Source organism: Hamadaea sp. NPDC051192, from assembly GCF_040682475.1.
Lineage (GTDB): Bacteria > Actinomycetota > Actinomycetes > Mycobacteriales > Micromonosporaceae > Hamadaea > Hamadaea flava.
The window spans coordinates 34,431-53,480 of record NZ_JBFBAZ010000042.1 but is presented as its reverse complement, the minus strand read 5'-3'; the positions used below and the strand labels follow the sequence as shown (position 1 = coordinate 53,480).

At 69.3% G+C, this 19,050-nt stretch carries 20 protein-coding genes and 1 tRNA gene; 12 read left to right on the top strand and 9 right to left on the bottom strand.

The window, feature by feature from the left end; all coding sequences use genetic code 11:
- Window positions 1-19: 19 nt before the first annotated feature.
- From AB0M47_RS19660 to AB0M47_RS19650, 3 genes are read right to left on the bottom strand one after another with little or no spacing between them, the layout of a single operon-like run.
- On the bottom strand, window positions 20-817 hold the full coding sequence (locus AB0M47_RS19660; protein WP_363415398.1) for a WXG100 family type VII secretion target: 798 nt from the start codon (window positions 815-817) through the stop codon (window positions 20-22).
- 2 nt (window positions 818-819) lie between these two features.
- Complete coding sequence (locus AB0M47_RS19655; RefSeq protein ID WP_363415395.1) at window positions 820-1,125, bottom strand: hypothetical protein; 306 nt, start codon at window positions 1,123-1,125, stop codon at window positions 820-822.
- Between the two features lie 39 nt (window positions 1,126-1,164).
- Window positions 1,165-1,692 carry a hypothetical protein gene (locus AB0M47_RS19650; protein WP_253761665.1) on the bottom strand — a complete coding sequence of 176 codons (528 nt, stop codon included), beginning with the start codon at window positions 1,690-1,692 and terminating at the stop codon, window positions 1,165-1,167.
- A 106-nt stretch (window positions 1,693-1,798) separates the two neighbouring features.
- On the opposite strand from AB0M47_RS19650, the gene AB0M47_RS19645 reads away from it, so the two are divergent.
- The gene (locus AB0M47_RS19645; protein ID WP_363415392.1) at window positions 1,799-2,179 is read left to right on the top strand and encodes a YbaB/EbfC family nucleoid-associated protein; all 381 of its coding nucleotides are present in this window, start codon (window positions 1,799-1,801) and stop codon (window positions 2,177-2,179) included.
- Between the two features lie 15 nt (window positions 2,180-2,194).
- Here AB0M47_RS19645 and AB0M47_RS19640 read toward each other — a convergent pair whose 3' ends face one another.
- Window positions 2,195-3,034, bottom strand: a complete 840-nt coding sequence (locus AB0M47_RS19640; RefSeq protein WP_363415389.1) for a GNAT family N-acetyltransferase — start codon at window positions 3,032-3,034, stop codon at window positions 2,195-2,197.
- A 162-nt stretch (window positions 3,035-3,196) separates the two neighbouring features.
- Between AB0M47_RS19640 and pyk the strand changes: the two genes are divergently transcribed.
- Complete coding sequence (gene pyk / locus AB0M47_RS19635; protein ID WP_363415386.1) at window positions 3,197-4,633, top strand: pyruvate kinase; 1,437 nt, start codon at window positions 3,197-3,199, stop codon at window positions 4,631-4,633.
- 26 nt (window positions 4,634-4,659) lie between these two features.
- On the top strand, window positions 4,660-5,517 hold the full coding sequence (locus AB0M47_RS19630) for an acyl-CoA thioesterase II (protein ID WP_363415429.1): 858 nt from the start codon (window positions 4,660-4,662) through the stop codon (window positions 5,515-5,517).
- A gap of 13 nt (window positions 5,518-5,530) precedes the next feature.
- Here AB0M47_RS19630 and AB0M47_RS19625 read toward each other — a convergent pair whose 3' ends face one another.
- Both AB0M47_RS19625 and AB0M47_RS19620 read right to left on the bottom strand, forming a co-directional pair.
- The gene (locus tag AB0M47_RS19625) at window positions 5,531-6,103 is read right to left on the bottom strand and encodes a hypothetical protein (RefSeq protein WP_363415383.1); all 573 of its coding nucleotides are present in this window, start codon (window positions 6,101-6,103) and stop codon (window positions 5,531-5,533) included.
- Window positions 6,104-6,224: 121 nt separating this feature from the next.
- On the bottom strand, window positions 6,225-7,133 hold the full coding sequence (locus tag AB0M47_RS19620; RefSeq protein ID WP_363415380.1) for a sulfite exporter TauE/SafE family protein: 909 nt from the start codon (window positions 7,131-7,133) through the stop codon (window positions 6,225-6,227).
- 123 nt (window positions 7,134-7,256) lie between these two features.
- On the opposite strand from AB0M47_RS19620, the gene AB0M47_RS19615 reads away from it, so the two are divergent.
- The 6 genes from AB0M47_RS19615 (at window position 7,257) to AB0M47_RS19590 (ending at window position 12,750) form a co-directional block, all read left to right on the top strand.
- Window positions 7,257-7,694, top strand: coding sequence for an Rrf2 family transcriptional regulator (locus AB0M47_RS19615; RefSeq protein ID WP_363415377.1), 438 nt, complete (start codon window positions 7,257-7,259; stop codon window positions 7,692-7,694).
- 144 nt (window positions 7,695-7,838) lie between these two features.
- Complete coding sequence (locus AB0M47_RS19610) at window positions 7,839-8,891, top strand: sulfate ABC transporter substrate-binding protein (protein ID WP_363415374.1); 1,053 nt, start codon at window positions 7,839-7,841, stop codon at window positions 8,889-8,891.
- A complete protein-coding gene (cysT, locus tag AB0M47_RS19605) occupies window positions 8,891-9,742 on the top strand; it encodes a sulfate ABC transporter permease subunit CysT (RefSeq protein WP_363415372.1) in 852 nt (283 codons plus the stop codon). Before AB0M47_RS19610 ends, cysT begins: the two co-directional genes overlap by 1 nt.
- Complete coding sequence (locus tag AB0M47_RS19600; protein WP_253761673.1) at window positions 9,735-10,523, top strand: sulfate ABC transporter permease subunit; 789 nt, start codon at window positions 9,735-9,737, stop codon at window positions 10,521-10,523. The genes cysT and AB0M47_RS19600 overlap by 8 nt, the downstream gene beginning before the upstream one ends.
- Entirely contained in the window at window positions 10,523-11,488 is a 966-nt protein-coding gene (locus AB0M47_RS19595; protein WP_363415370.1) for a sulfate ABC transporter ATP-binding protein, read from the top strand. Before AB0M47_RS19600 ends, AB0M47_RS19595 begins: the two co-directional genes overlap by 1 nt.
- Window positions 11,489-11,529: 41 nt before the next feature.
- Window positions 11,530-12,750: an APC family permease gene (locus AB0M47_RS19590; protein ID WP_363415368.1), complete on the top strand. Its 1,221-nt coding sequence runs from the start codon at window positions 11,530-11,532 to the stop codon at window positions 12,748-12,750.
- 224 nt (window positions 12,751-12,974) lie between these two features.
- Here AB0M47_RS19590 and AB0M47_RS19585 read toward each other — a convergent pair whose 3' ends face one another.
- The 3 genes from AB0M47_RS19585 to AB0M47_RS19575 form a co-directional block, all read right to left on the bottom strand.
- Complete coding sequence (locus AB0M47_RS19585; RefSeq protein ID WP_363415366.1) at window positions 12,975-14,675, bottom strand: proline--tRNA ligase; 1,701 nt, start codon at window positions 14,673-14,675, stop codon at window positions 12,975-12,977.
- Window positions 14,676-14,717: 42 nt separating this feature from the next.
- Complete coding sequence (locus AB0M47_RS19580; protein WP_363415364.1) at window positions 14,718-15,506, bottom strand: LAGLIDADG family homing endonuclease; 789 nt, start codon at window positions 15,504-15,506, stop codon at window positions 14,718-14,720.
- A gap of 32 nt (window positions 15,507-15,538) precedes the next feature.
- Window positions 15,539-15,622, bottom strand: a tRNA-Leu gene (locus AB0M47_RS19575).
- Between the two features lie 69 nt (window positions 15,623-15,691).
- Here AB0M47_RS19575 and AB0M47_RS19570 point away from each other — a divergent pair.
- The 3 genes from AB0M47_RS19570 (at window position 15,692) to AB0M47_RS19560 (ending at window position 19,050) form a co-directional block, all read left to right on the top strand.
- Window positions 15,692-16,294, top strand: coding sequence for a response regulator (locus AB0M47_RS19570; RefSeq protein WP_363415362.1), 603 nt, complete (start codon window positions 15,692-15,694; stop codon window positions 16,292-16,294).
- Window positions 16,295-16,595: 301 nt separating this feature from the next.
- Window positions 16,596-17,855 (top strand): branched-chain amino acid ABC transporter substrate-binding protein, encoded by a 1,260-nt coding sequence (locus tag AB0M47_RS19565; RefSeq protein ID WP_363415359.1) that lies wholly within the window; start codon window positions 16,596-16,598, stop codon window positions 17,853-17,855.
- Window positions 17,856-17,985: 130 nt separating this feature from the next.
- The gene (locus AB0M47_RS19560; RefSeq protein WP_363415356.1) at window positions 17,986-19,050 is read left to right on the top strand and encodes a branched-chain amino acid ABC transporter permease; all 1,065 of its coding nucleotides are present in this window, start codon (window positions 17,986-17,988) and stop codon (window positions 19,048-19,050) included.

The following is a 19,050-nucleotide window of genomic DNA, read 5'->3' as shown; positions in this document are numbered from 1 at the left end:
CCCTCTTCTGCTGTCCTGGTCATAACAGGGCTGGCCAGTCGATCGACGTGTCGCCGGCCCCGACGGCCGGCCGGACGACATGTTTGCCGACGGTCGGCTCGACGATCGTCTTCTTGATCACCCAGTTGGTGGCCACTAGCTGGAAGCCCGCGCTGGTCGCGAACCGGGCCTTCGTCCAGTTGCCCACACCGGTCTTCATGATCTTCGTCAGCTTGTACGCCTTGGCGAAATCGCTCATCTTCTTGAGGAACGCCTCGGCCGTGCGCAGCAGCTTGGCCAGCTTGGCGGCGACGGTGGCGCACCGGCCGGCGGCGACCGCGGACTCGGCCCATCCGGCGGCGGTGCCGGCCGCGACCGACGCGCCGAGGGTGATCCACGAGGAGGCCAGCGCCACGATGATCGTGATGATCAGCCAGGCGATCAACTCCTTGACGATGTCGACCACCAGCTCCTCGGCCTGCTCTGCGCCGATCGCGCACTGCTCGAGCATCTCGGCCGTGCCGTTGAAGTGCTCGACGATCTGGGCGAGGCTGGTCGCCAGCTCGCCGATCTCCCGGTTGAACGCGTTCGCCGCGTCACCCTCCCAGGCGGCGATCAGCCTGGCTCGCGCGTCGGCCTCCTGGGTGATGAGCCCGTCGACCGTGGTCGCGGCCTGCTTCCAGGCCTGGGCCTTGGCCCGCAACCCTTCGGGGTCGCCGGTGACCTGGTCGAGCGGGTGCGACAGGAAGTCGACGATCGGCTTGACGATGTGCAGCGCCGCCCCAGCCGGCGCCAGCCAGCCGTCGATGCGCATCGCACCGGATTCGGAACGCGCCATGATCACTTACCTCCGTATCGCTGGGCGGCGGCCAGGTCGGCCGAGCGGTAGGCGTCGCGAACCGCCTCCATCGCGTCGGCCAGCGCGTCGAAGACGGTCCGGCCGTCGGTGAGCACCTGGAGGCCGTCCTCACAGCGCTCGCTGTACTTCCCGGCGATGCCCTGCGACTCCTGGAGCAGCCCGAAGCTGTCACCGCTCACATCGGCGTCGCTCAGCCCCTGCTTGGCCCGGTCGAAGCCGTCGGCGATCTGCGTCGCCGCCTGCTTGTAGCCGTCCAGAGCCTGTAAGGCGATCTTGGTGGTATCCACTCCTGAGTTCCCTCCCCATGGAACTCCGCCGGCGGCGCGTCACCCTCCCAGCGCGCGCAGCACGACGGACGATTGTTTCTTCAGCAGATTGACGACGCCGGTGGAGCCGTCGGCGTAACGCAGCTCCAGGCGGCCCCGCCGCATCAGGCCCTTCGGCGCCGGTCGGGCGCCCACGACAGCGGTCCGCGGCAGCGACCCGACCAGATCGAACTTGTAGCTGCCGGGGCCGAGCAGCTCACCGCGCGCGATGATCACGCGCTTGTCGGTGAGCACCAGCTTGGCCCAGCTGGCCTCGTGGATCAGGTCGTGCAGCGTGTGCGCCAGCGAGTTGGGCGGCCCCGAGACCGAGCGGCCCCAGAACGCGCGCCGCATCAGCTGGGTGTTCTCGCCGACCAGCCCGAGAGTGAGCAGCCGGATGACGAAGTTGCCCAGCTCCGGGCCGACCCGGACCGGTCCGGTGGCTCCGGGGTCGGAGGACGTGATGATCGCGGCGACCGCCAGCTCCTCGCCCGGCGCGAGGATCGGCGCCACGTCACGGGCCATCGTCGCGGTGATGTCGTCGGGCACAACGGGAATCTTGGCATGGTTCGGCCCGGGTGGCTATGGTGCCTCCGCGCCCTGTGGATAACTCTGGGGCGGGTTTGGACACACCGGGGAGGCGGCCATGGCCGGCATGAACAACTTGGATGGTCTCGCGCACTACGCGCTGGACCAGGTGGACCGGCTGCGCCGGGCCCAGGAGCGGCTCGAGCAGGCCAGCGCCGAGGGCCGGTCGCCCGACGGGCTGGTCGTCGCGCGTACCGGGGCCGGCGGGATGCTGCGCGATCTGCGGATCGACGAGTCGGCCCTGCGCAGCGGCGCGGATCGGCTCTCGCACGCGGTGACGGCGGCGATCACGGCCGCTCAGGCGGCGTACAACGAGCAGGCCGAGGACATCATGGGCGGCGAGATGGGCATGCGGCCCAGCGAGGGCAGCGAGTTCGACCGCGGGATCGCCCGCATCGACGCGCTGACCGAGCAGCTCGAAGACCTGACGCGCCGGATGGATCGGTGACGTCCCCGGCGGAACTCAGGCTGCGGGCGGGTTGAGCGTGTGCTCGTGCGCGACCACTTCGAACCCGGCCGCTCGGTACACGCCGACGGCCGGTTCGTTGTCGGCGGGCGGCAGCACGGCGACGGCACTCGCGCCCAACCGGCGTAGTTCCTCGGCGGTGGCCAGGACGACGGCCCGCCCGTAACCCCGGCGCCGATAGCGGGGATGGGTGCCGACCGGTTCGAGCACGGCGCAACGGCCCGGCCCGGCGAACCAGCCGATGGCGGCGGCCGCGGCCGACCCGCCCGGCGTACGCACCAGGACGTCGACGGCGTACCGGCCGGCGGGCGAGGCATGCAGCTGCCGCCAGCGCGCCACGGTGAAGGTCGACCGCTGGAACGCCGAGCGCTGCACGTCCACCCGGGCCGCCGCGTCGGCCTCGCCGACCAGGGCGTACGGGACGTCGACGGTGATCGGGCCGGACAGCGGCAGCACGAAGTGGGCGGCCGGCGACGGATCCTCCGTCCAGCCCGCCTGGAGCAACGCCGTACGCACCCCGGACTCGGGCGCCACCTCGATCGGGCTGCCGTCGGCCGTGATCGTCTCGACCAGGGCGCTCAGCAGACTCGGATCGGCCTCCACCCGCGGTGCCACGGTGAAGCGGCGTACCGGGGGGTCGAACAGCTCGACCGCCACCGGACCGGTTGCATCCGACCACAGGGACAGCGCGGAGCGGACGGTGTCCTCCTCGAAGCGCAGGAACCAGCCGACGTCGCCGACGTGGAGCGAACTGGACGACCGGCCGGGTTTGGCCCACGCGCGCAGCGCGTCGAGCGCGAGGCCGCAGTCGTCTCGGCCCAGGGGTGTGCGCATCATGCCGCCGACGCTAGAAGGCGTGGGCAACGGACCGCATGCGAATATTCGATCCCTCTGCCCGGTTAGGCGCAGCGGACAACTAAGAATGCCGCAGGTGAACTAGCGTTAAAGGGTGTATCCCGGCTTCGTGCTTCGGGGGGTTGAGGGCTAGGCTCAGTCAACGTGACACGCCGCGCGAAAATCGTCTGCACCCTTGGCCCCGCCACCAGTAGCCCCGAGCGGCTCAAGGGCCTCATCGACGCGGGCATGAACGTCGCCCGCCTCAACTTCAGCCACGGCGACCACGCCGACCACGAGGCCGTCTACGAGCAGGTACGCCGCCAGGCGCGGGCCGCCGGCGCGGCGGTGGCCATCCTCGCCGACCTCCAGGGCCCGAAGATCCGGCTCGGCCGGTTCATCGACGGACCGCACGAGTGGCGTACCGGTGACACGGTCACGATCACCAGCGAGGAGATCGAGGGCACCGCCGACCGGGTCTCGTGCACCTACAAGAAGCTGCCCGAGGAAGTGCGGCCGGGCGACAAGCTGCTCATCGACGACGGCAAGGTGGCCGTCGAGGTGATCGGCGTCGACGGGCCCGACATCAAGTGCCGCGTCGTCGAGGGCGGCATGGTCTCCAACAACAAGGGCGTCTCGCTGCCGAACGTCGCGATCAGCGTCCCGGCGCTGTCCGAGAAGGACATCGAGGACCTGCGGTTCGCGCTGCGGCTCGGCGTCGACTGGGTCGCCCTGTCCTTCGTGCGGTCGCCCGAGGACATCAAGCTCGTCCACCAGATCATGGCGGAGGAGGACATCCACCGCCCGGTCATCGCGAAGGTGGAGAAGCCGGAGGCGGTCGCCAACCTCGAGGCGATCGTGGACGCGTTCGACGGCGTGATGGTGGCGCGCGGCGATCTCGGCGTGGAGATGCCGCTCGACCAGGTCCCGCTGGTGCAGAAGAAGGCCGTCCAGCTGTGCCGGGAGTTCGCCAAGCCGGTCATCGTGGCGACCCAGATGCTCGACTCGATGATCGAGAACTCGCGCCCGACCCGGGCCGAGGCCAGCGACGTCGCCAACGCCGTCCTCGACGGCGCGGACGCGGTGATGCTGTCCGGCGAGACCAGCGTCGGCAAGTACCCGGTGCTCACCGTCAGCACGATGGCGAAGATCATCACGACCACCGAGGCCGGCCAGGTCGGCGTGCCCCGGCTCCAGCACGACCCGCGTACGCGGGGTGGCGCGCTCACCGTGGCCGCCTCCAACATCGCCACCGCCGTCGGCGCCCGGGCCCTGGTCGCGTTCACGCAGACCGGCGACACCGTCCGCCGCCTCGCCCGGCTGCACTGCACGCTGCCGCTGCTGGCGTTCACGCCGGAGGAGCACGTCCGCAACCAGATGGCGCTGTCCTGGGGTGTCGAGACGTTCCTGGTGCCGTTCGTGCACCACACCGACGACATGTTCCGCCAGGTCGACCAGGCGCTGCTGGGCCTCGGCCGGGCCAAGCCGGGCGACATCGTCGTGATCGTGGCGGGCAGCCCGCCCGGCACCCCCGGCTCGACGAACACCCTGCGGGTGCACGAGCTGGGCTCCCTCACGCCCGCGCTGGCCGGTTACCGGTGACCTCGGACGCCGACGGCGGCCCGCTCATGGGGCAGGCCGCCGTCGACGACCTGATTCGGCTACTCGACCTGGAGCAGCTCGACGAGCTGCGGTTTCGCGGGCACAGCACGAGCCACCTGCCGATGCGGGTCTACGGCGGTCAGGTCGCCGCGCAGGCGCTGTCGGCCGCCGGGCGTACCGTCGACCCGGCCCGGCACGTGCACTCGCTGCATGGCTACTTCGTCCGCCCCGGCGATCCGCAGGAGCCGATCGACTACGCCGTCGAGGTCATCCGCGACGGCCGGTCCTTCTCGGTCCGGCGGTCGGTCGCGTTGCAGGGCGGCAAGCCGATCTTCCTGATGTCGGCCTCGTTCCAGATCGAGGAGCAGGGCCTCGACCATCACGCGCCGGGGCCGTCGGACGTGCCCGGCCCGGACGAGCTGCCGACGATGCTCGACCGGCTCGCGAAGTACCCGGAGCGCGTGGCCATCTGGACGCAGATCCCGCGCCCCCTCGACGTCCGCTACGTCGGCGAGCCGGGCTGGGTCCGCCCCGGCGACCGTACGCCCGACCCGCATCAGCGCGTCTGGATGCGCATCGACGGCAAACTGCCGACCGACCCGCTCGTGCACGCCTGCGCGCTGACCTACGCGTCCGACCTGACGTTGCTCGACTCGGTCCTGTCCTACCACGGCGAGGTCTGGGGACCCGGCGGCGTCATCGGGGCGAGCCTCGACCACGCGCTGTGGTTCCACCGGCCGTTCCGCGCCGACGAGTGGTTCCTCTACGACTCCTGGTCCCCGTCGGCCTCGGGCGCGCGCGGTCTCGCCGCGGGCCGGATGCTCGACGCGTCCGGCCGCCACATCGCGACCGCCGTCCAAGAAGGCCTGCTCCGCAAGGTCTGACCGCTCGGGAAGATCATGCCCCGGGCCCGCCGCCTCGGCTCGTGCTCGCCGCACGCTCCGCCCGCCGGGCCTTGATGGCCTGCATGCCTTCCACCCACGCCGGATCGTCCGGGACCTCCTTGCGGGCGGCGAGGAAGGTTTCCGTCTCGTCGGCCAGGATCAGTCGATACATCCGATAGAGCACGACGAACAACAGCACCTGCGGCGTGAAGACGAACCAGTCCAGACCCGGCAGCTTGAGGAGCGGCTCCACCGCCGCCTCCGGCGTCCCTGCCCGGGTTCCGCTGAGGATCAGGCCGCTGCCCGACTCGTACATGATCATCAGCTGCCCGGCGAGCAGGAGCACCCACAGCGACCAGAGCAGGGTCCGGGTCCCTCGCCAACCACGGATCACTATCGCGGCGGTGGGCAGCATCAGCATTCCGATCACGCCGACCCCGGCGAGCTCACGGGCCAGCCGCTCGAGAGCCGCGGCGATTCCGCGCACCGGCACGAAATCGTAGGGAAACCGGTCTATGAGAAGCTGCAAGGCCGCGTCGACATTGGCGGAGGCGTGTGCCGCCTCCAGGACGCCGACGACGATCATCACCGCGCTCAACGCGGCTCCGCAGAGGAGGACGCGGACTAGGCGGCGGACCGAATCCGGAAGATCACGATGCACGATGCGGGATCGTATCCGCTCCGGCGCGTGAACGCGGACCGCCGGCCTAGGAGGCCGCGGGTTCCAGCTCCGGCTCGGCGACCGGCGACGGTTGCTGCGTTGTGCGTACTCGTCGGTGGATGCGGATCGCGATCGTGATCGCACTGACCCACACGAGCCCGAGCAGCGGATAGAGCCATAGGCCCACGGAGCTTTCGAGGTCGGACACGCGCAACAGGGTGCGGGTGTTGGTGAGGATGATGAGCCCGCCGACCGCGGCCCCGATGACCTGGGCCGGGACCGCGCGGACGAGCCAGGCGGCCAGGGGCGCGCCGACGACGCCGCCCGCGAGCAGGGCGATGACGGTGGGCAGGACGAAGCCGGAGGTGCCGAGGCCGATCAGGAAGCCGGCGCTGGCCGCCGCCGCGACCAGGAACTCCGCGGTGTTGACCGAGCCGATCACCTTGCGCGGTTCCATGCGGCCCGAGGCGAGCAGCGTGGGTGTCGCGATCGGACCCCAGCCGCCTCCGCCGGTGGCGTCGACGAAGCCCGCGACCAGCCCGAGCGGGGCCAGGAACCGGGTACGCACCGGCCGTGGCCGAGCCGGGCGCAGCGGGCGGGTGAACCGGGCGACCAGGAAGACGCCCAGCGCGAGCAGTACGCCCGAGGTCCACGGCGCGGCCGTCGACGTCGAGATGGTGCTCAGCACGGTCGCGCCGAGGAAGGAGCCGACGGCGCCCGGAACGGCTATCCGGGTGACGACCCGCCAGTCGACGTTGCCGAAGCGCCAGTGCGCTACGCCGGAGGCGAGGGTCGTGCCGATCTCGGAGAGGTGGACCGACGCGCTGGCGGAGGCCGGCGCGACCCCGGCGAGCAGCAGCAACGTCGTCGACGTGACGCCGTACGCCATGCCGAGCGCGCCGTCGACGAGCTGAGCCGCCAAGCCGACGAGGGCGAGCAGGACGAGCCGGGTCATGGTCACCTCCAATTCCGGTCAAGAAGATTTAACCTATCGGCATAGTAGGATAATGACAATGGCCTGGTCGAGCCCTGCCCCTGGCGTCCCAAGGACCGGACGAGGAGTGTGATAATTACTCGCATGCGCCTCTCCGCCCGCGTCGACTATGCGATCCGCGCCGTCATCGAACTGGCGACGATCGAACCTGTCGTAGCGGGGAAACCTCCAGGCGAGTTCCCGATCACCTCGGAGCGGATCGCGAAGGCGCAGGAGATCCCGCCGAAGTTCCTGGAGAGCATCCTGCTGCAGCTGCGGCGCGGGGGAGTGGTGAACGCCCAGCGTGGCCCCGAAGGCGGCTACTGGCTCGCCCGCCCGGCCGCGCAGATCAGCCTCGCCGAAGTCATCGAGATCATCGACGGCCCGCTGTCCCAAGTGCGCGGCCACATCCCGGCCGACCTCGACTACCAGGGCCCCGCGCGTACGCTGCAGGACGTCTGGGTCGCCGTCGAGGCGCAGGAGCGGCGGATGCTGGAGCAGGTGACGTTCGCCCACCTGGCCAGCGGCCGGCTCCCCTTCTAGCCCGCGTGCCCCACCGCCCGGTGTGACGGGCCGGGCGGGTGACTGGGGTCACCCGAAAGTGCCTCTTCCCATCGTTGGTCGACCATGGCAAACTCAAAACCCATCAAGTCAGTAGGAAAACTATGGATGATGGGATTAGTAGGAATGGTCACCAGAAGGCAGAGCATCCGACTCGCCGCCGGGATCGCGGCGACCGTACTGGCGACGGCTGCGCTCACGGCATGCGGCGACGGCGACTCCGGTAGCGGGGACCAGGCCGAGGTGACGCTCTCGCTGGTGGCGTACTCCACTCCGCAGGCGGCGTATGAGGCGCTGATCAAGGCCTTCCAGAAGACCGACGCCGGCAAGAACGTCAAGTTCAAGACGTCCTTCGGCGCCTCCGGCGATCAGAGCCGGGCCGTGGCGGCCGGTCTCAAGGCCGACATCGCGGCGTTCTCCCTGGAACCCGACCTGACCCGGCTCGTCACCGCCGGCCTGGTCGCCGAGGACTGGAACAGCGGCCCGACCAAGGGCTTCATCACCGACTCGGTCGTCGTCATCGCCACCCGCAAGGGCAACCCGAAGGGCCTGAAGACCTGGGACGACCTGATCAAGCCAGGCGTAGAGGTCATCACCCCGAACCCGTTCACCTCCGGCGGCGCCCGGTGGAACATCCTGGCGGCGTACGGGGCCAAGGCGAACAAGGGCGCGGACAAGGCGACCGGGCTGGCGTACATCGACAGCCTGATCGGCAACGTGCCGGTGCAGGACGCGTCGGCGCGGGCCTCGCTCCAGACCTTCACCGGCGGCAAGGGCGACGCCATCCTCTCCTACGAGAACGAGGCGATCTTCGCCCAGCAGCACAACCAGGAGCTCGACTACACCGTCCCGGACTCGACCATCCTGATCGAGAACCCGATCGCGGTCACCAAGAACTCCGAGCACCCGGCTGAGGCCAAAGCGTTCCTCGACTTCCTCTACTCGGCCGAGGGACAGAAGATCTTCGCGCAGAACGGCTACCGGCCCACGGTGTCCGGAGTGGACACCGGAGTGACCTTCCCGACCCCGTCCGGCCTGTTCACGATCCAGGACCTGGGCGGCTGGCCGGCTGTGACCAAGGAGTTCTTCGACGCCAAGACCGGCTCGATCGCCCTGATCGAGGCCAAGCACGGCGTCGCGACCGTGGCGACCAGCCCCAGCGCGAGCCCGAGCAAGTGATGTCCACCCCCGTGCTCACCGAGGCCGGTGCTCCCGCTCCCGCGGGCGTGCCGGCCTCGGCCGGTCGCAAACCACGCGTCGGCCCCGGCCTCGGGCTGGGCCTCGCCGTGCTCTACCTCAGCCTGATCGTGCTGTTCCCGCTGACCGCCGTCGCGTGGAAGGGCGTCGAGGGCGGCTTCGGCACGTTCTGGTCAGCGGTCACCACCCCGGACTCGTGGGCGGCGCTCAAGCTGACCCTCGGGGCTTCCGCGCTGGTCGCGGTCATCAACGTGCTCATGGGTACGCTCATCGCCTGGGTCCTGGTCCGCGACCGGTTCCCCGGCAAGGCCATCGTCGACACCCTGATCGACCTGCCGTTCGCCCTGCCCACCATCGTCGCCGGCCTCGTCCTCCTCGCCCTGTACGGGGTGAAGAGCCCACTGCACCTGAACCTGGCGTACACCCGGGCCGGGGTGGTCATCGCGCTGCTGTTCGTCACGCTGCCGTTCGTCGTGCGTACGGTGCAGCCCGTCCTCCAGGAACTCGACCGGGACATGGAGCAGGCGGCGTTCTCCCTCGGCGCCGGCCCGTGGCTGACGTTCCGCCGGATCATCCTGCCCAACCTGGTCCCGGCCATGGTCTCCGGCGCGGGGCTGGCCTTCACCCGCGCCATCGCCGAGTTCGGCTCCACCGTCCTGCTGTCTGGCAACCTGCCCTTCAAGACCCAGGTCGCCGCGGTCAACATCTTCGGCCGCATCGAGAGCGACGACACCGCGTCAGCGGCCGCCGTCTCGACGGCCCTGCTCGTCGTGGCCTTCGTCGTCCTCATCGGACTGGATCTCGTCCGGCGTTGGGGGTCCCGCCGTGGCTAAATACCTGCTCCGCGCGATCGCCCTGGTCTATCTGCTGTTCCTGCTGATCCTGCCGGTGGGCCTGATCGTCTGGCAGACCTTCGGCGACGGACTGCAGAACGTGATCGACGCGCTGACCACCGAGGAGGCGATCCACGCCTTCCAGGTGACGCTCCAGGTCGCCGTGTGGGCCGTCGTCCTGAACACCGTCTTCGGCGTCGGCGTCGCCCTGCTGCTCACGCGGACGAACTTCCCCGGCAAACGACTGCTCAACGCGCTCATCGACCTCCCGCTCGCGGTCTCCCCGGTCGTCGTCGGACTCGCGCTGATCCTGGCGTACGGGCGGTACTCGACGGTCGGCGGCTGGCTGGAGAGCGCCGGAATCCACGTCATCTTCTCCCTGCCGGGCATGGTCCTGGCCACCGTCTTCGTCTCCCTGCCGCTGGTCGTCCGGGCGATCGTGCCGGTGCTCGAAGAGATGGGCGACGACCAGGAACAAGCCGCCCGGACCCTCGGCGCGGGCGCGTGGCAGACGTTCCGCCGGATCACCCTGCCCGGCATCCGCAGCGCGCTCGGCTACGGAATCGTGCTGTGCCTGGCCCGCGCGCTCGGCGAGTACGGCGCGGTGGCGGTCGTCTCCGGCAAAGTCGTCGGCGAGACCCAGACCCTGACGCTGTTCGTCGAGGAGCGCTACCTCAACTACGAGGTGCCCGCCGCGTTCGCCGCCGCCACCGTGCTGGCCCTGCTGGCCGTCGGCTCCCTGCTCCTGACCACCCTTTTGCGCCCGAAGGACGGCAACTGATGGCCATCGAAGTACGCGGCGTCTCGAAGTCGTTCGGCCGCACCCCGGTGCTCAAGGACGTCTCGGTCGACATCGCCTCCGGTTCGCTGACCGCCCTGCTCGGTCCCAGCGGCGGCGGCAAGTCGACCCTGCTGCGCGTCATCGCCGGACTGGAGACCCCGGACGCCGGGGCGGTGCTCATCTCCGGCGTGGACGCCACCCGGCTGTCGCCGCAGCGCCGCAACGTCGGGTTCGTGTTCCAGCACTACGCGGCGTTCAAGCACATGAGCGTCCGCCGCAACGTCGCCTTCGGGCTGGAGATCCGCAAGCGGCCGAAGGCCGAGATCCAGTCCCGGGTCGACGAGCTGCTGCAGCTGGTCCACCTCGAACAGTTCGCCGATCGTTACCCGGCGCAGCTGTCCGGCGGCCAGCGGCAGCGCATGGCGCTGGCTCGCGCGCTCGCCGTCGAACCGCAGGTGCTGCTGCTCGACGAGCCGTTCGGCGCGCTCGACGCCCAGGTACGCAAAGAGCTTCGGACCTGGCTGCGCCGGCTGCACGACGAGGTGCACGTGACGACCGTCTTCGTCACCCACGACCAGGAGGAGGCGATGGACGTCGCCGACGAGATCGTGGTGCTCGCCGACGGCGAGGTGAAACAGGCGGGCCGGCCCCAGGACCTCTACGACAACCCGGCCAGCCCGTTCGTCATGAGCTTCCTCGGCCCGGTGACCGAGCTGGACGGCCGCCTGGTCCGGCCGCACGACATCGACATCACCGCCGAGCCCGCCGACGGCTCGACGGCCGCGGTCGTCAACCGGGTGGTGCACCTCGGCTTCGAGGTACGCGTCGAGCTGACCGCCGGCGACCGCGACGTCTGGGCGCAGATCACCCGGGGCTCCGCGAGCCGACTCGGCCTCGCACCCGGCGACACCGTCCACCTCAGAGCCGTTCCGGCGGCGAAGTCCCTGGCGGTCGCCGACGCCTGACCGGGCACCCGGGCCGGGCCGCCGGCTGACACAATCTCGGCGTGGAACTGGCCCGCCGGCTCGGCCCGGCCGACGCCGTCGTCATCGGGCTCGGCTCGATGATCGGAGCCGGCGTCTTCGCGGCGTTCGCCCCCGCCGCACGAGCCGCCGGCAGCCTGCTGCTCGCCGGACTGGCCGTGGCCGCCGTCGTCGCGTACTGCAACGCCACGGCGTCGGCCCAACTCGCCGCGCAGTACCCGACCTCCGGCGGCACCTACGTCTACGGCCGCGAACGGCTGGGGGAGTGGTGGGGCTACGTCGCGGGCTGGGGGTTCGTCGTCGGCAAGACCGCCTCCTGCGCGGCCATGGCCCTGACGTTCGCCGCCTACGCCGTACCCGCGCCCTGGCAGCGCCCGGCCGCCGTCGTCGCGGTCCTCGCCCTGGCCGCGGTCAACTACCGCGGCGTCACGCGTACCGCCCGGCTTGCGATGATCATCGTGGTGGCGGTCCTGGCCGTGCTCGCGGTGGTCGCCACCGCGAGCCTGCTGGGCCCCCCGGGCCCGGAAGCGGCCCGCGGCGCGTCACCCTACGGGGTCCTGCAATCGGCCGGTCTGTTGTTCTTCGCCTTCGCCGGGTACGCGCGGATCGCGACCATGGGAGAAGAGGTACGCGAGCCGCAGCGCACGATTCCGCGAGCCATTCTGACCGCCCTGGCCCTGGCCGTCGGCGTGTACGCCGTCGTCGGCGTAGCGCTCCTGCACATCCTCGGCCCGGAGAAGCTGGCCGCGTCGGTCGCCCCGTTGGCCGACGCCGTGCACGCCGCCGGCTGGAACTGGGCCGCGCCCCTCGTCCGCGTCGGAGCCGCCCTCGCCAGCCTCGGCGCACTGCTGGCCCTCATCGCCGGGATCGGCCGCACCGCACTGGCCATGGCCCGCCACGACGACCTGCCCCGCTGGCTGTCCGCCGTGCACCCCCGGTACGCCGTCCCCCACCGAGCCGAGATCGCCCTCGCCGTCGTGGTCTGCGCCCTCGTGCTCACCGTCGACCTCCGCGGGGCGATCGGCTTCTCGTCCTTCGGCGTCCTGGTGTACTACCTGATCGCCAACCTCGCCGCCTGGACCCAGACCGGCGCCGACCGGCGCTACCCGCGGATCCTCCAGGCACTCGGCGCTCTCGGCTGCGTGGCGCTCGTCGCCACACTGCCCTGGCCGGCGGTGGTCGGCGGGCTCGCCGTCTTCGGCGTCGGACTGCTCTACCGCACCCTCCGCCTCCGCCTCACCTAACCCCCTCCCACCCCCACTCCCTCCCCCACTCCCTCCCCGCGCGCCCCCACTCCCTCCCCGCGCGCCCCCGCCTCTCCCCGCGTGCCCCCGCCTCTCCCCGTTGATCATGGAGTTAACCGTGGTGTCGACGGCGTGGCGAGGGTGCAAACTCCATGATCAACGTGCCGGGGGTGTGGGGCCGGGGGTGTGGGGGAGGGGGTGGGGGCGGGGTAGGAGGGTGGGGGTTAGGCGGGGCGGATTTGGTCGGCGAGGCGTACGGCGGCCTCTTCGACCGGCACCTCGACGGTGTCGCCGGTCGAGCGGCGCGTCACCTCGACGACGCCCCGGGCCAGCCCACGCGCACCGACAGTCACCCGCAACGGGATGCCTACCAACTCGGAGTCGCTGAACTTCACGCCCGGCCGCTCCTCGCGGTCGTCCCAGACGACCTCGATACCGTTGTTGCCCAAACGCTCGTAGAGCTCACGGGCCGCCAGCGCGGTCGCCTCATCGGTACCGAGCTGCACGATGACGACCTGGAACGGCGCCACCGCCATCGGCCACACGATGCCCTTGTCATCGTGGTGCGTCTCGACGATCGCCGCGATGGCCCGCTCCACCCCGATGCCGTACGAACCCATGATCGGCGCGACCCGAGTCCCGTCCGCCATCAGCACGCTGACACCCATCGACTCGCTGTACTTACGGCCCAGCTTGAAGATGTGCCCGACCTCGACGGTCTTCGTCGCCTCCAACGGCGTGCCACAGCGTACGCACGGCTCCCCGGCGACCACCTCACGCAGATCGGCCCAGCGCCCGACCACGATGTCCCGATCGACCTCGACCCCACGCAAGTGCACGTCGTCCACGTTGGCGCCGGTCGCCATCCCACGCCGCCCGCGCAACGCCTCATCCGCCACGATCGGCAACCCGCTGACGCCGACCGCCCCCAGACTGCCGGGCAACGCACCGAGCGCCGCACGGATCTCCTCCGCCTGCGCCGGCCGAATCGTGATCGCCCCGAGCGCGTCCACCAGCTTCTGCTCCACCAGCGCGTGGTCGCCCCGCAACAACACCAGCGTCAACTGATCGTCCACGACATACACCAGCGTCTTGACCTGACGATCCCCGGCGAACCCGTGACCCACCGCGAGATCTTCGATGGTGCGTACGCCCGGAGTGGCGAACCGCTCCGGCGCGTCCAGCAGATCCGCGTCCTCGACAGCCGTCAGCGCCGCCTGCGCAGCCTCCACATTCGCCGCGTACCCGCACCCCGGACAGACGATCGTGATGTCCTCACCGGCACCCGACGGGCACATGAACTCCCGCGAATCACTGCCGCCCATCGTCCCGTTCGACGCCTCGACCGCCACGACCGGAATCCCCAGCCGCTCGAAAATCCGCCGATACGCCTCGTAATGCCGGTCGAACGCAGTATCCAGCCCGGCCTCATCCACATCGAACGTGTACGAGTCCTTCATCGTGAACTCGCGTACGCGCATCAGCCCACTCTTCGGCCGCGGCTCATCCCGGAACTTCGTCTGGAACTGATACCACGCCTGCGGCAACTCCCGATAGGACCGCAACTCCGAAGCGACCGTCGCGAAGATCTCCTCATGCGTCATCCCCAACGCCAGATCAGCGCCCCGCCGATCACGCAGCCGGAACATCTCCTGCCCCATGACATCCCAGCGCCCCGACTTGTGCCAGATCTCGGCCGGATGCATCGCCGGCAACAGGAACTCCTGCGCCCCGATCCGATCCATCTCCTCCCGGATCACCGTCATGATCTTCGCGCGTACGCGGATCGCCAACGGCAGCAGGCTGTAATGCCCGGCCATGAGCTGCCGGATGAACCCGGCGCGGAGCAACAGTCGATGGCTCACGGCGTCGGCGTCCGCCGGATCCTGCCGCAAAGTAGGGACAAACATCTGTGACCAGCGCATAGCCGCCCAGCCTACCGGCCACACCCAGCCCGGTCGCGCGAGTTATCCGTCCTTCGGGCCGACGTCTTGACCGTCCTTCGGGCCGACGTCGCGATCCAACCGCTCCACCGCCGTACGCCGCGCGACGCTGAGCGAATCCGGCCGAGCCATCCGCCACTCCACCCCGAGCCGGTTCAACGCCACCTGGCACATCCGCATGATGTCCGGCGACTTGTTGCTGAAGAAATAGCGTGGGTACTCGTAGTCGCGGCCGCCCTTGTGCACGCGGTTGACCACTCGGCAGCCGTCCGAGTGGAACAGGCCGCGCAGGAAACGGCCTGGATGGGCGGCCACGATCTCCTCCTGCCACGGTTCGAGGACGATCGGGCGGTTGTGCTTCTTGCCGGGACCGGCCTGCGGAAGCAGGCACGGCCAATGCTTCGCGTAGGACTGGATGCCGGTGCACCCCACGGAGCGGACTCGTTGAACCTTGCGAGCGAGCGTGGCCAGCATCGCCGCCTCGGCCTCGGCCATGATGCCGGGGTACTTGTCGTCGCAAGCGATCCGCAGGACGGGCGTCTTGGCGGTGATCGTCAGATGCCCGTCGCCCAGATAGAGGCCCAGTAGATAGGCGTAGGACTCGGGATCGGGCGGCGCCTGCGGCGGGTTCTGACACCGAGGGCAGGGGATCGCCGCGTGCGGTTCGAGGTCGAGGCGTCCGTTGCCTACACACCAGTACCAGACGGTGTGACGAGGAAGGCCCATGATTCGGGCCACGGAGGCGATGCCGAGTCCGGTCGCGTACAGGGCGCGTGCGTGGTGTCGACGCTCAATGGGGTGCCGCGCTGCCATGCGGTGATTGTCGAACGTCAGTACGACAATTGTGCCGGGAACGGGATTCGAACCCGCACGTCCTTTCGGACAATGGATTTTGAGACCATCGCGTCAGCCAATTGCGCCATCCCGGCTCGGCTGGCTCACTGTACCCGACTAGGCTGCAACACTGAAACAAGGATCGCGGTGTGGGGGTTGAGTCGGTGACCGAAGGACAGGCGGCGCGCAAGCGGGTGCTGATCGCGGAGGACGAGGCGCTCATTCGGCTCGACCTCGCCGAGATGCTGGGCGAGGAGGGCTACGAGGTCGTCGGCGAGGCCGGGGACGGTGAGACCGCGGTACGCCTGGCCGAGGAGCTGAAGCCCGATCTGTGCATCTTCGACATCAAGATGCCGATCATGGATGGTTTGGCGGCGGCGGAGAAGGTCGCCGGCGCGCGGCTGGCTCCGGTGATCATTCTGACGGCGTTCAGTCAGCGGGATCTGGTGGAGCGGGCGCGGGCGGCCGGTGCGATGGCGTACTTGGTGAAGCCGTTCCAGAAGTCGGATCTGGTGCCGGCGATCGAGATCGCGTTGTCGCGGCATGCCGAGGTGGCGGCGTTGGAGGCTGAGGTCGCCGGGTTGAGCGACCGGCTGGAGACTCGTAAGGCGGTGGAGCGCGCGAAGGGTGCGCTCATGACGCAGTACGGGATGACGGAGCCGCAGTCGTTCAAGTGGATTCAGCGGACGGCGATGGATCATCGGATGACGATGCGTGAGGTCGCTGAGCGGATCATCGAGGAGGCGGCTGCCGAAGCGGCCGAGTAGCTCCGGAAAGTACCCACCCGCAGGTCTCTGACCTGCGGGTTTTTGCTTTCATCTATTAAGTCGATCATGTTTCGGTCATGTGATCGCATCGCGTTGGCCACCGTTGGGTCACGGCTTGGTCGCCAATGTCGGCGTGTGCGTGTCCCAAGCCTTGACATGGCTCCTCGCGAACACCTACGTTCGCGCCACCGGTGTCACGCATCACAGCCATGAGCACGCAATTGGCTGTTGTGCGTCAGGCAACCGACCGTCTGCGGGTCGCCCGAAGACGGACATGGGTTGAGGAGTCGAGAGGAATAGGATGAACAGGCGCATCAAGGCACTCACCGTGCTTGCCGCCGCAGCCGCCACCGCGGTCGCGGCGACGGCGTGCGACAGCTCCGGCGGTGAAAGCGGCTCGGGCACCACCGAGGTCGTCGTCGGCGTGGACCTTCCCTTCCAGGGTTCGTCGAAGGACGCCTCCGACTCGACCTGGAACGCGATGTCGCTCTACCTCGAGCAGGCCGGCAACAAGGCCGGCAAGTACAAGGTCACGCTCAAGAAGTACGACGACTCGACCGCGGCGGCCGGCAAGTGGGACGCGGCGCAGTGCACCAAGAACGCGAACGACCACGTGGCCAACACGAACGAGGTCGCGGTCATGGGCACGTACAACTCCGGTTGCGCGCAGCTGCAGATCCCGGTGCTGAACCAGGACCCGAGCGGCCCGATGCTGATGGTCTCGCACGCGAACACCAACCCCGGCCTCACCAAGACCTGGGACACCGGTGAGCCCGCCAAGTGGTACCCGACCAACAAGCGCAACTACGCGCGTGTGGTCACCACCGACGACTACCAGGGCAAGGCCGCCGCGCAGATGGCGATCAAGGACCTGGGTGTGAAGAACTGCCTCGTCCTCGATGACACCGAGACCTACGGCAAGGGCGTCGCGAAGCAGTTCGCCGATGAGGCCACCAAGCAGGGCATCAAGGTGAGCACCGCGGCGTGGGACGCCAAGGCGACCAACTACAACGCTCTGTTCAACAAGGCCAAGACCGACGCCGTCGACTGTGTCTTCACCGGTGGCGTGTTCGACAACAACGGCGGCCAGCTGGTCAAGGACAAGGTCCGCATCCTGGGCGACAACAAGACGGTGAAGCTGATCGGCCCGGACGGCATGGTCGGCTACCCGGAGTTCGACAAGATGCCCGAGGCTGAGGGCGCGTACCAGACGTTCCCGGGTCTGGGCCTGTCGGACCTCGCGAAGTCCACGGTCACCGGCAAGTTCCTGACCGACTACAAGGCCAAGTACGGCGCCGACCCGGCCAGCCCCTACGCGCTCTACGGCGTGCAGGCGCTTCAGGTGATCCTGGCCGCGATCGAGAAGTCCGACGGTACGCGTAAGGGCGTCACCGAGCAGGTGCTGAGCGGAACCGGGGTTTCGATCCCGTCCTCGACGGCGATCCTGGGCAAGGACATCAAGATCGACCCGGCCACCGGCGACGTCAACGCGATCGACATGACGATCCAGACGATCACCGGCGGCAAGGAGACCACCGTCAAGGCCTGGCCGGTCGCCTGACCAGGTAGGTGACGGCACCTAACGGATGAGCTGGGGAGGGAGCCGCTGCGGCCCGGCGTCGCACGGCTCCCTCCGCGCATCCAGGGGCACGTCCACGACGGACATACCGATCGCCCTTCCAAGGAGCACCATGGCACAGTCCACGACAGCTGCCGGGACCTTGCCCCGTACGCGGCTGAATCTGTCGGCGTACGGCGAGCGAATCGCCGGCTACACGATCCTCGCCGCCGTAGCGGCCTGGCTCGCGATCAACTTCATCGACAATCCGCAGCAGTTCATGACCGCTTCGGTCATCGGCATCAGCAACGGCGCGTTGTACGCGCTGATCGCGCTGGGCTACTCGCTCGTGTACGGCATCATCGAGCTGATCAACTTCGCGCACGGCGACTTGTTCATGTTGGGCACCTTGTTCAGCGCCATGATCGTCGGAGCGGCGTTCTCGCTGTTCAACGAGCAGGTCGCGATGGGGCCGCTCGGCTGGGCGATCTTCGCGGCGACGTTGCTGCTGGCGGCGGCCTTCTGCGCCTCGATCAATGTGACCATCGAGTTCCTCGCGTACCGGCGGCTCCGGCACGCTCCGAAGCTCGCGCCGCTGATCACGGCGGTCGGCATGAGCTTCATCCTGCAGTTCATCGGTCTGAAGTGGAACGGCTCAGGACAGAAGTCGAAGCCGAGCGTGTTGCCGCAGGGCTACATCGACCTCGGCGGCGTCCGGATCTACACCAGCTTCTTCGTGGTGCTGGCGGTCGTCGTCCCGGTCCTCGTGCTGATGACCTGGATCGTGACCAAGACCCGGGCCGGCAAGGCGATGCGCGCGACCGCGCAGGACCCCGACGCCGCCCGGCTGATGGGCGTCAACGTCAACCGGATCATTTCCTTCACCTTCGCCATGGGCGGCGCACTGGCGGGCGTCGCCGGGCTCATGTACGAGCAGGTGGTCACCACGACCCGGTACGACCTGGGTCTGCAGCTCGGCCTGATCGCGTTCACGGCCGCGGTGCTCGGTGGTATCGGCAGCCTTCCCGGCGCGGTGCTGGGCGGTGTGCTGATCGGCCTGATCCAGGGTCTGAACGAGGGTGTCAAATACGGTGCCGGGCAGCGGTGGACGCAGAGCGTCGTCTTCTCGATCCTCATCCTGATGCTGGTCTTCCGGCCGGCCGGTCTGCTGGGCAAGGCCACAAGGGAGAAGGTGTGA

Coding starts and splice junctions, on each gene's coding strand:
- AB0M47_RS19660 (WP_363415398.1), bottom strand. CDS start 817: ATGGCGCGTTCCGAATCCGGTGCGATGCGCATCGACGGCTGGCTGGCG.
- AB0M47_RS19645 (WP_363415392.1), top strand. CDS start 1,799: ATGAACAACTTGGATGGTCTCGCGCACTACGCGCTGGACCAGGTGGAC.
- AB0M47_RS19640 (WP_363415389.1), bottom strand. CDS start 3,034: ATGATGCGCACACCCCTGGGCCGAGACGACTGCGGCCTCGCGCTCGAC.
- AB0M47_RS19630 (WP_363415429.1), top strand. CDS start 4,660: ATGGGGCAGGCCGCCGTCGACGACCTGATTCGGCTACTCGACCTGGAG.
- AB0M47_RS19625 (WP_363415383.1), bottom strand. CDS start 6,103: ATGATCGTCGTCGGCGTCCTGGAGGCGGCACACGCCTCCGCCAATGTC.
- AB0M47_RS19620 (WP_363415380.1), bottom strand. CDS start 7,133: ATGACCCGGCTCGTCCTGCTCGCCCTCGTCGGCTTGGCGGCTCAGCTC.
- AB0M47_RS19615 (WP_363415377.1), top strand. CDS start 7,257: ATGCGCCTCTCCGCCCGCGTCGACTATGCGATCCGCGCCGTCATCGAA.
- AB0M47_RS19610 (WP_363415374.1), top strand. CDS start 7,839: ATGGTCACCAGAAGGCAGAGCATCCGACTCGCCGCCGGGATCGCGGCG.
- cysT (WP_363415372.1), top strand. CDS start 8,891: ATGTCCACCCCCGTGCTCACCGAGGCCGGTGCTCCCGCTCCCGCGGGC.
- AB0M47_RS19595 (WP_363415370.1), top strand. CDS start 10,523: ATGGCCATCGAAGTACGCGGCGTCTCGAAGTCGTTCGGCCGCACCCCG.
- AB0M47_RS19585 (WP_363415366.1), bottom strand. CDS start 14,675: ATGCGCTGGTCACAGATGTTTGTCCCTACTTTGCGGCAGGATCCGGCG.
- AB0M47_RS19580 (WP_363415364.1), bottom strand. CDS start 15,506: ATGGCAGCGCGGCACCCCATTGAGCGTCGACACCACGCACGCGCCCTG.
- AB0M47_RS19565 (WP_363415359.1), top strand. CDS start 16,596: ATGAACAGGCGCATCAAGGCACTCACCGTGCTTGCCGCCGCAGCCGCC.
- AB0M47_RS19560 (WP_363415356.1), top strand. CDS start 17,986: ATGGCACAGTCCACGACAGCTGCCGGGACCTTGCCCCGTACGCGGCTG.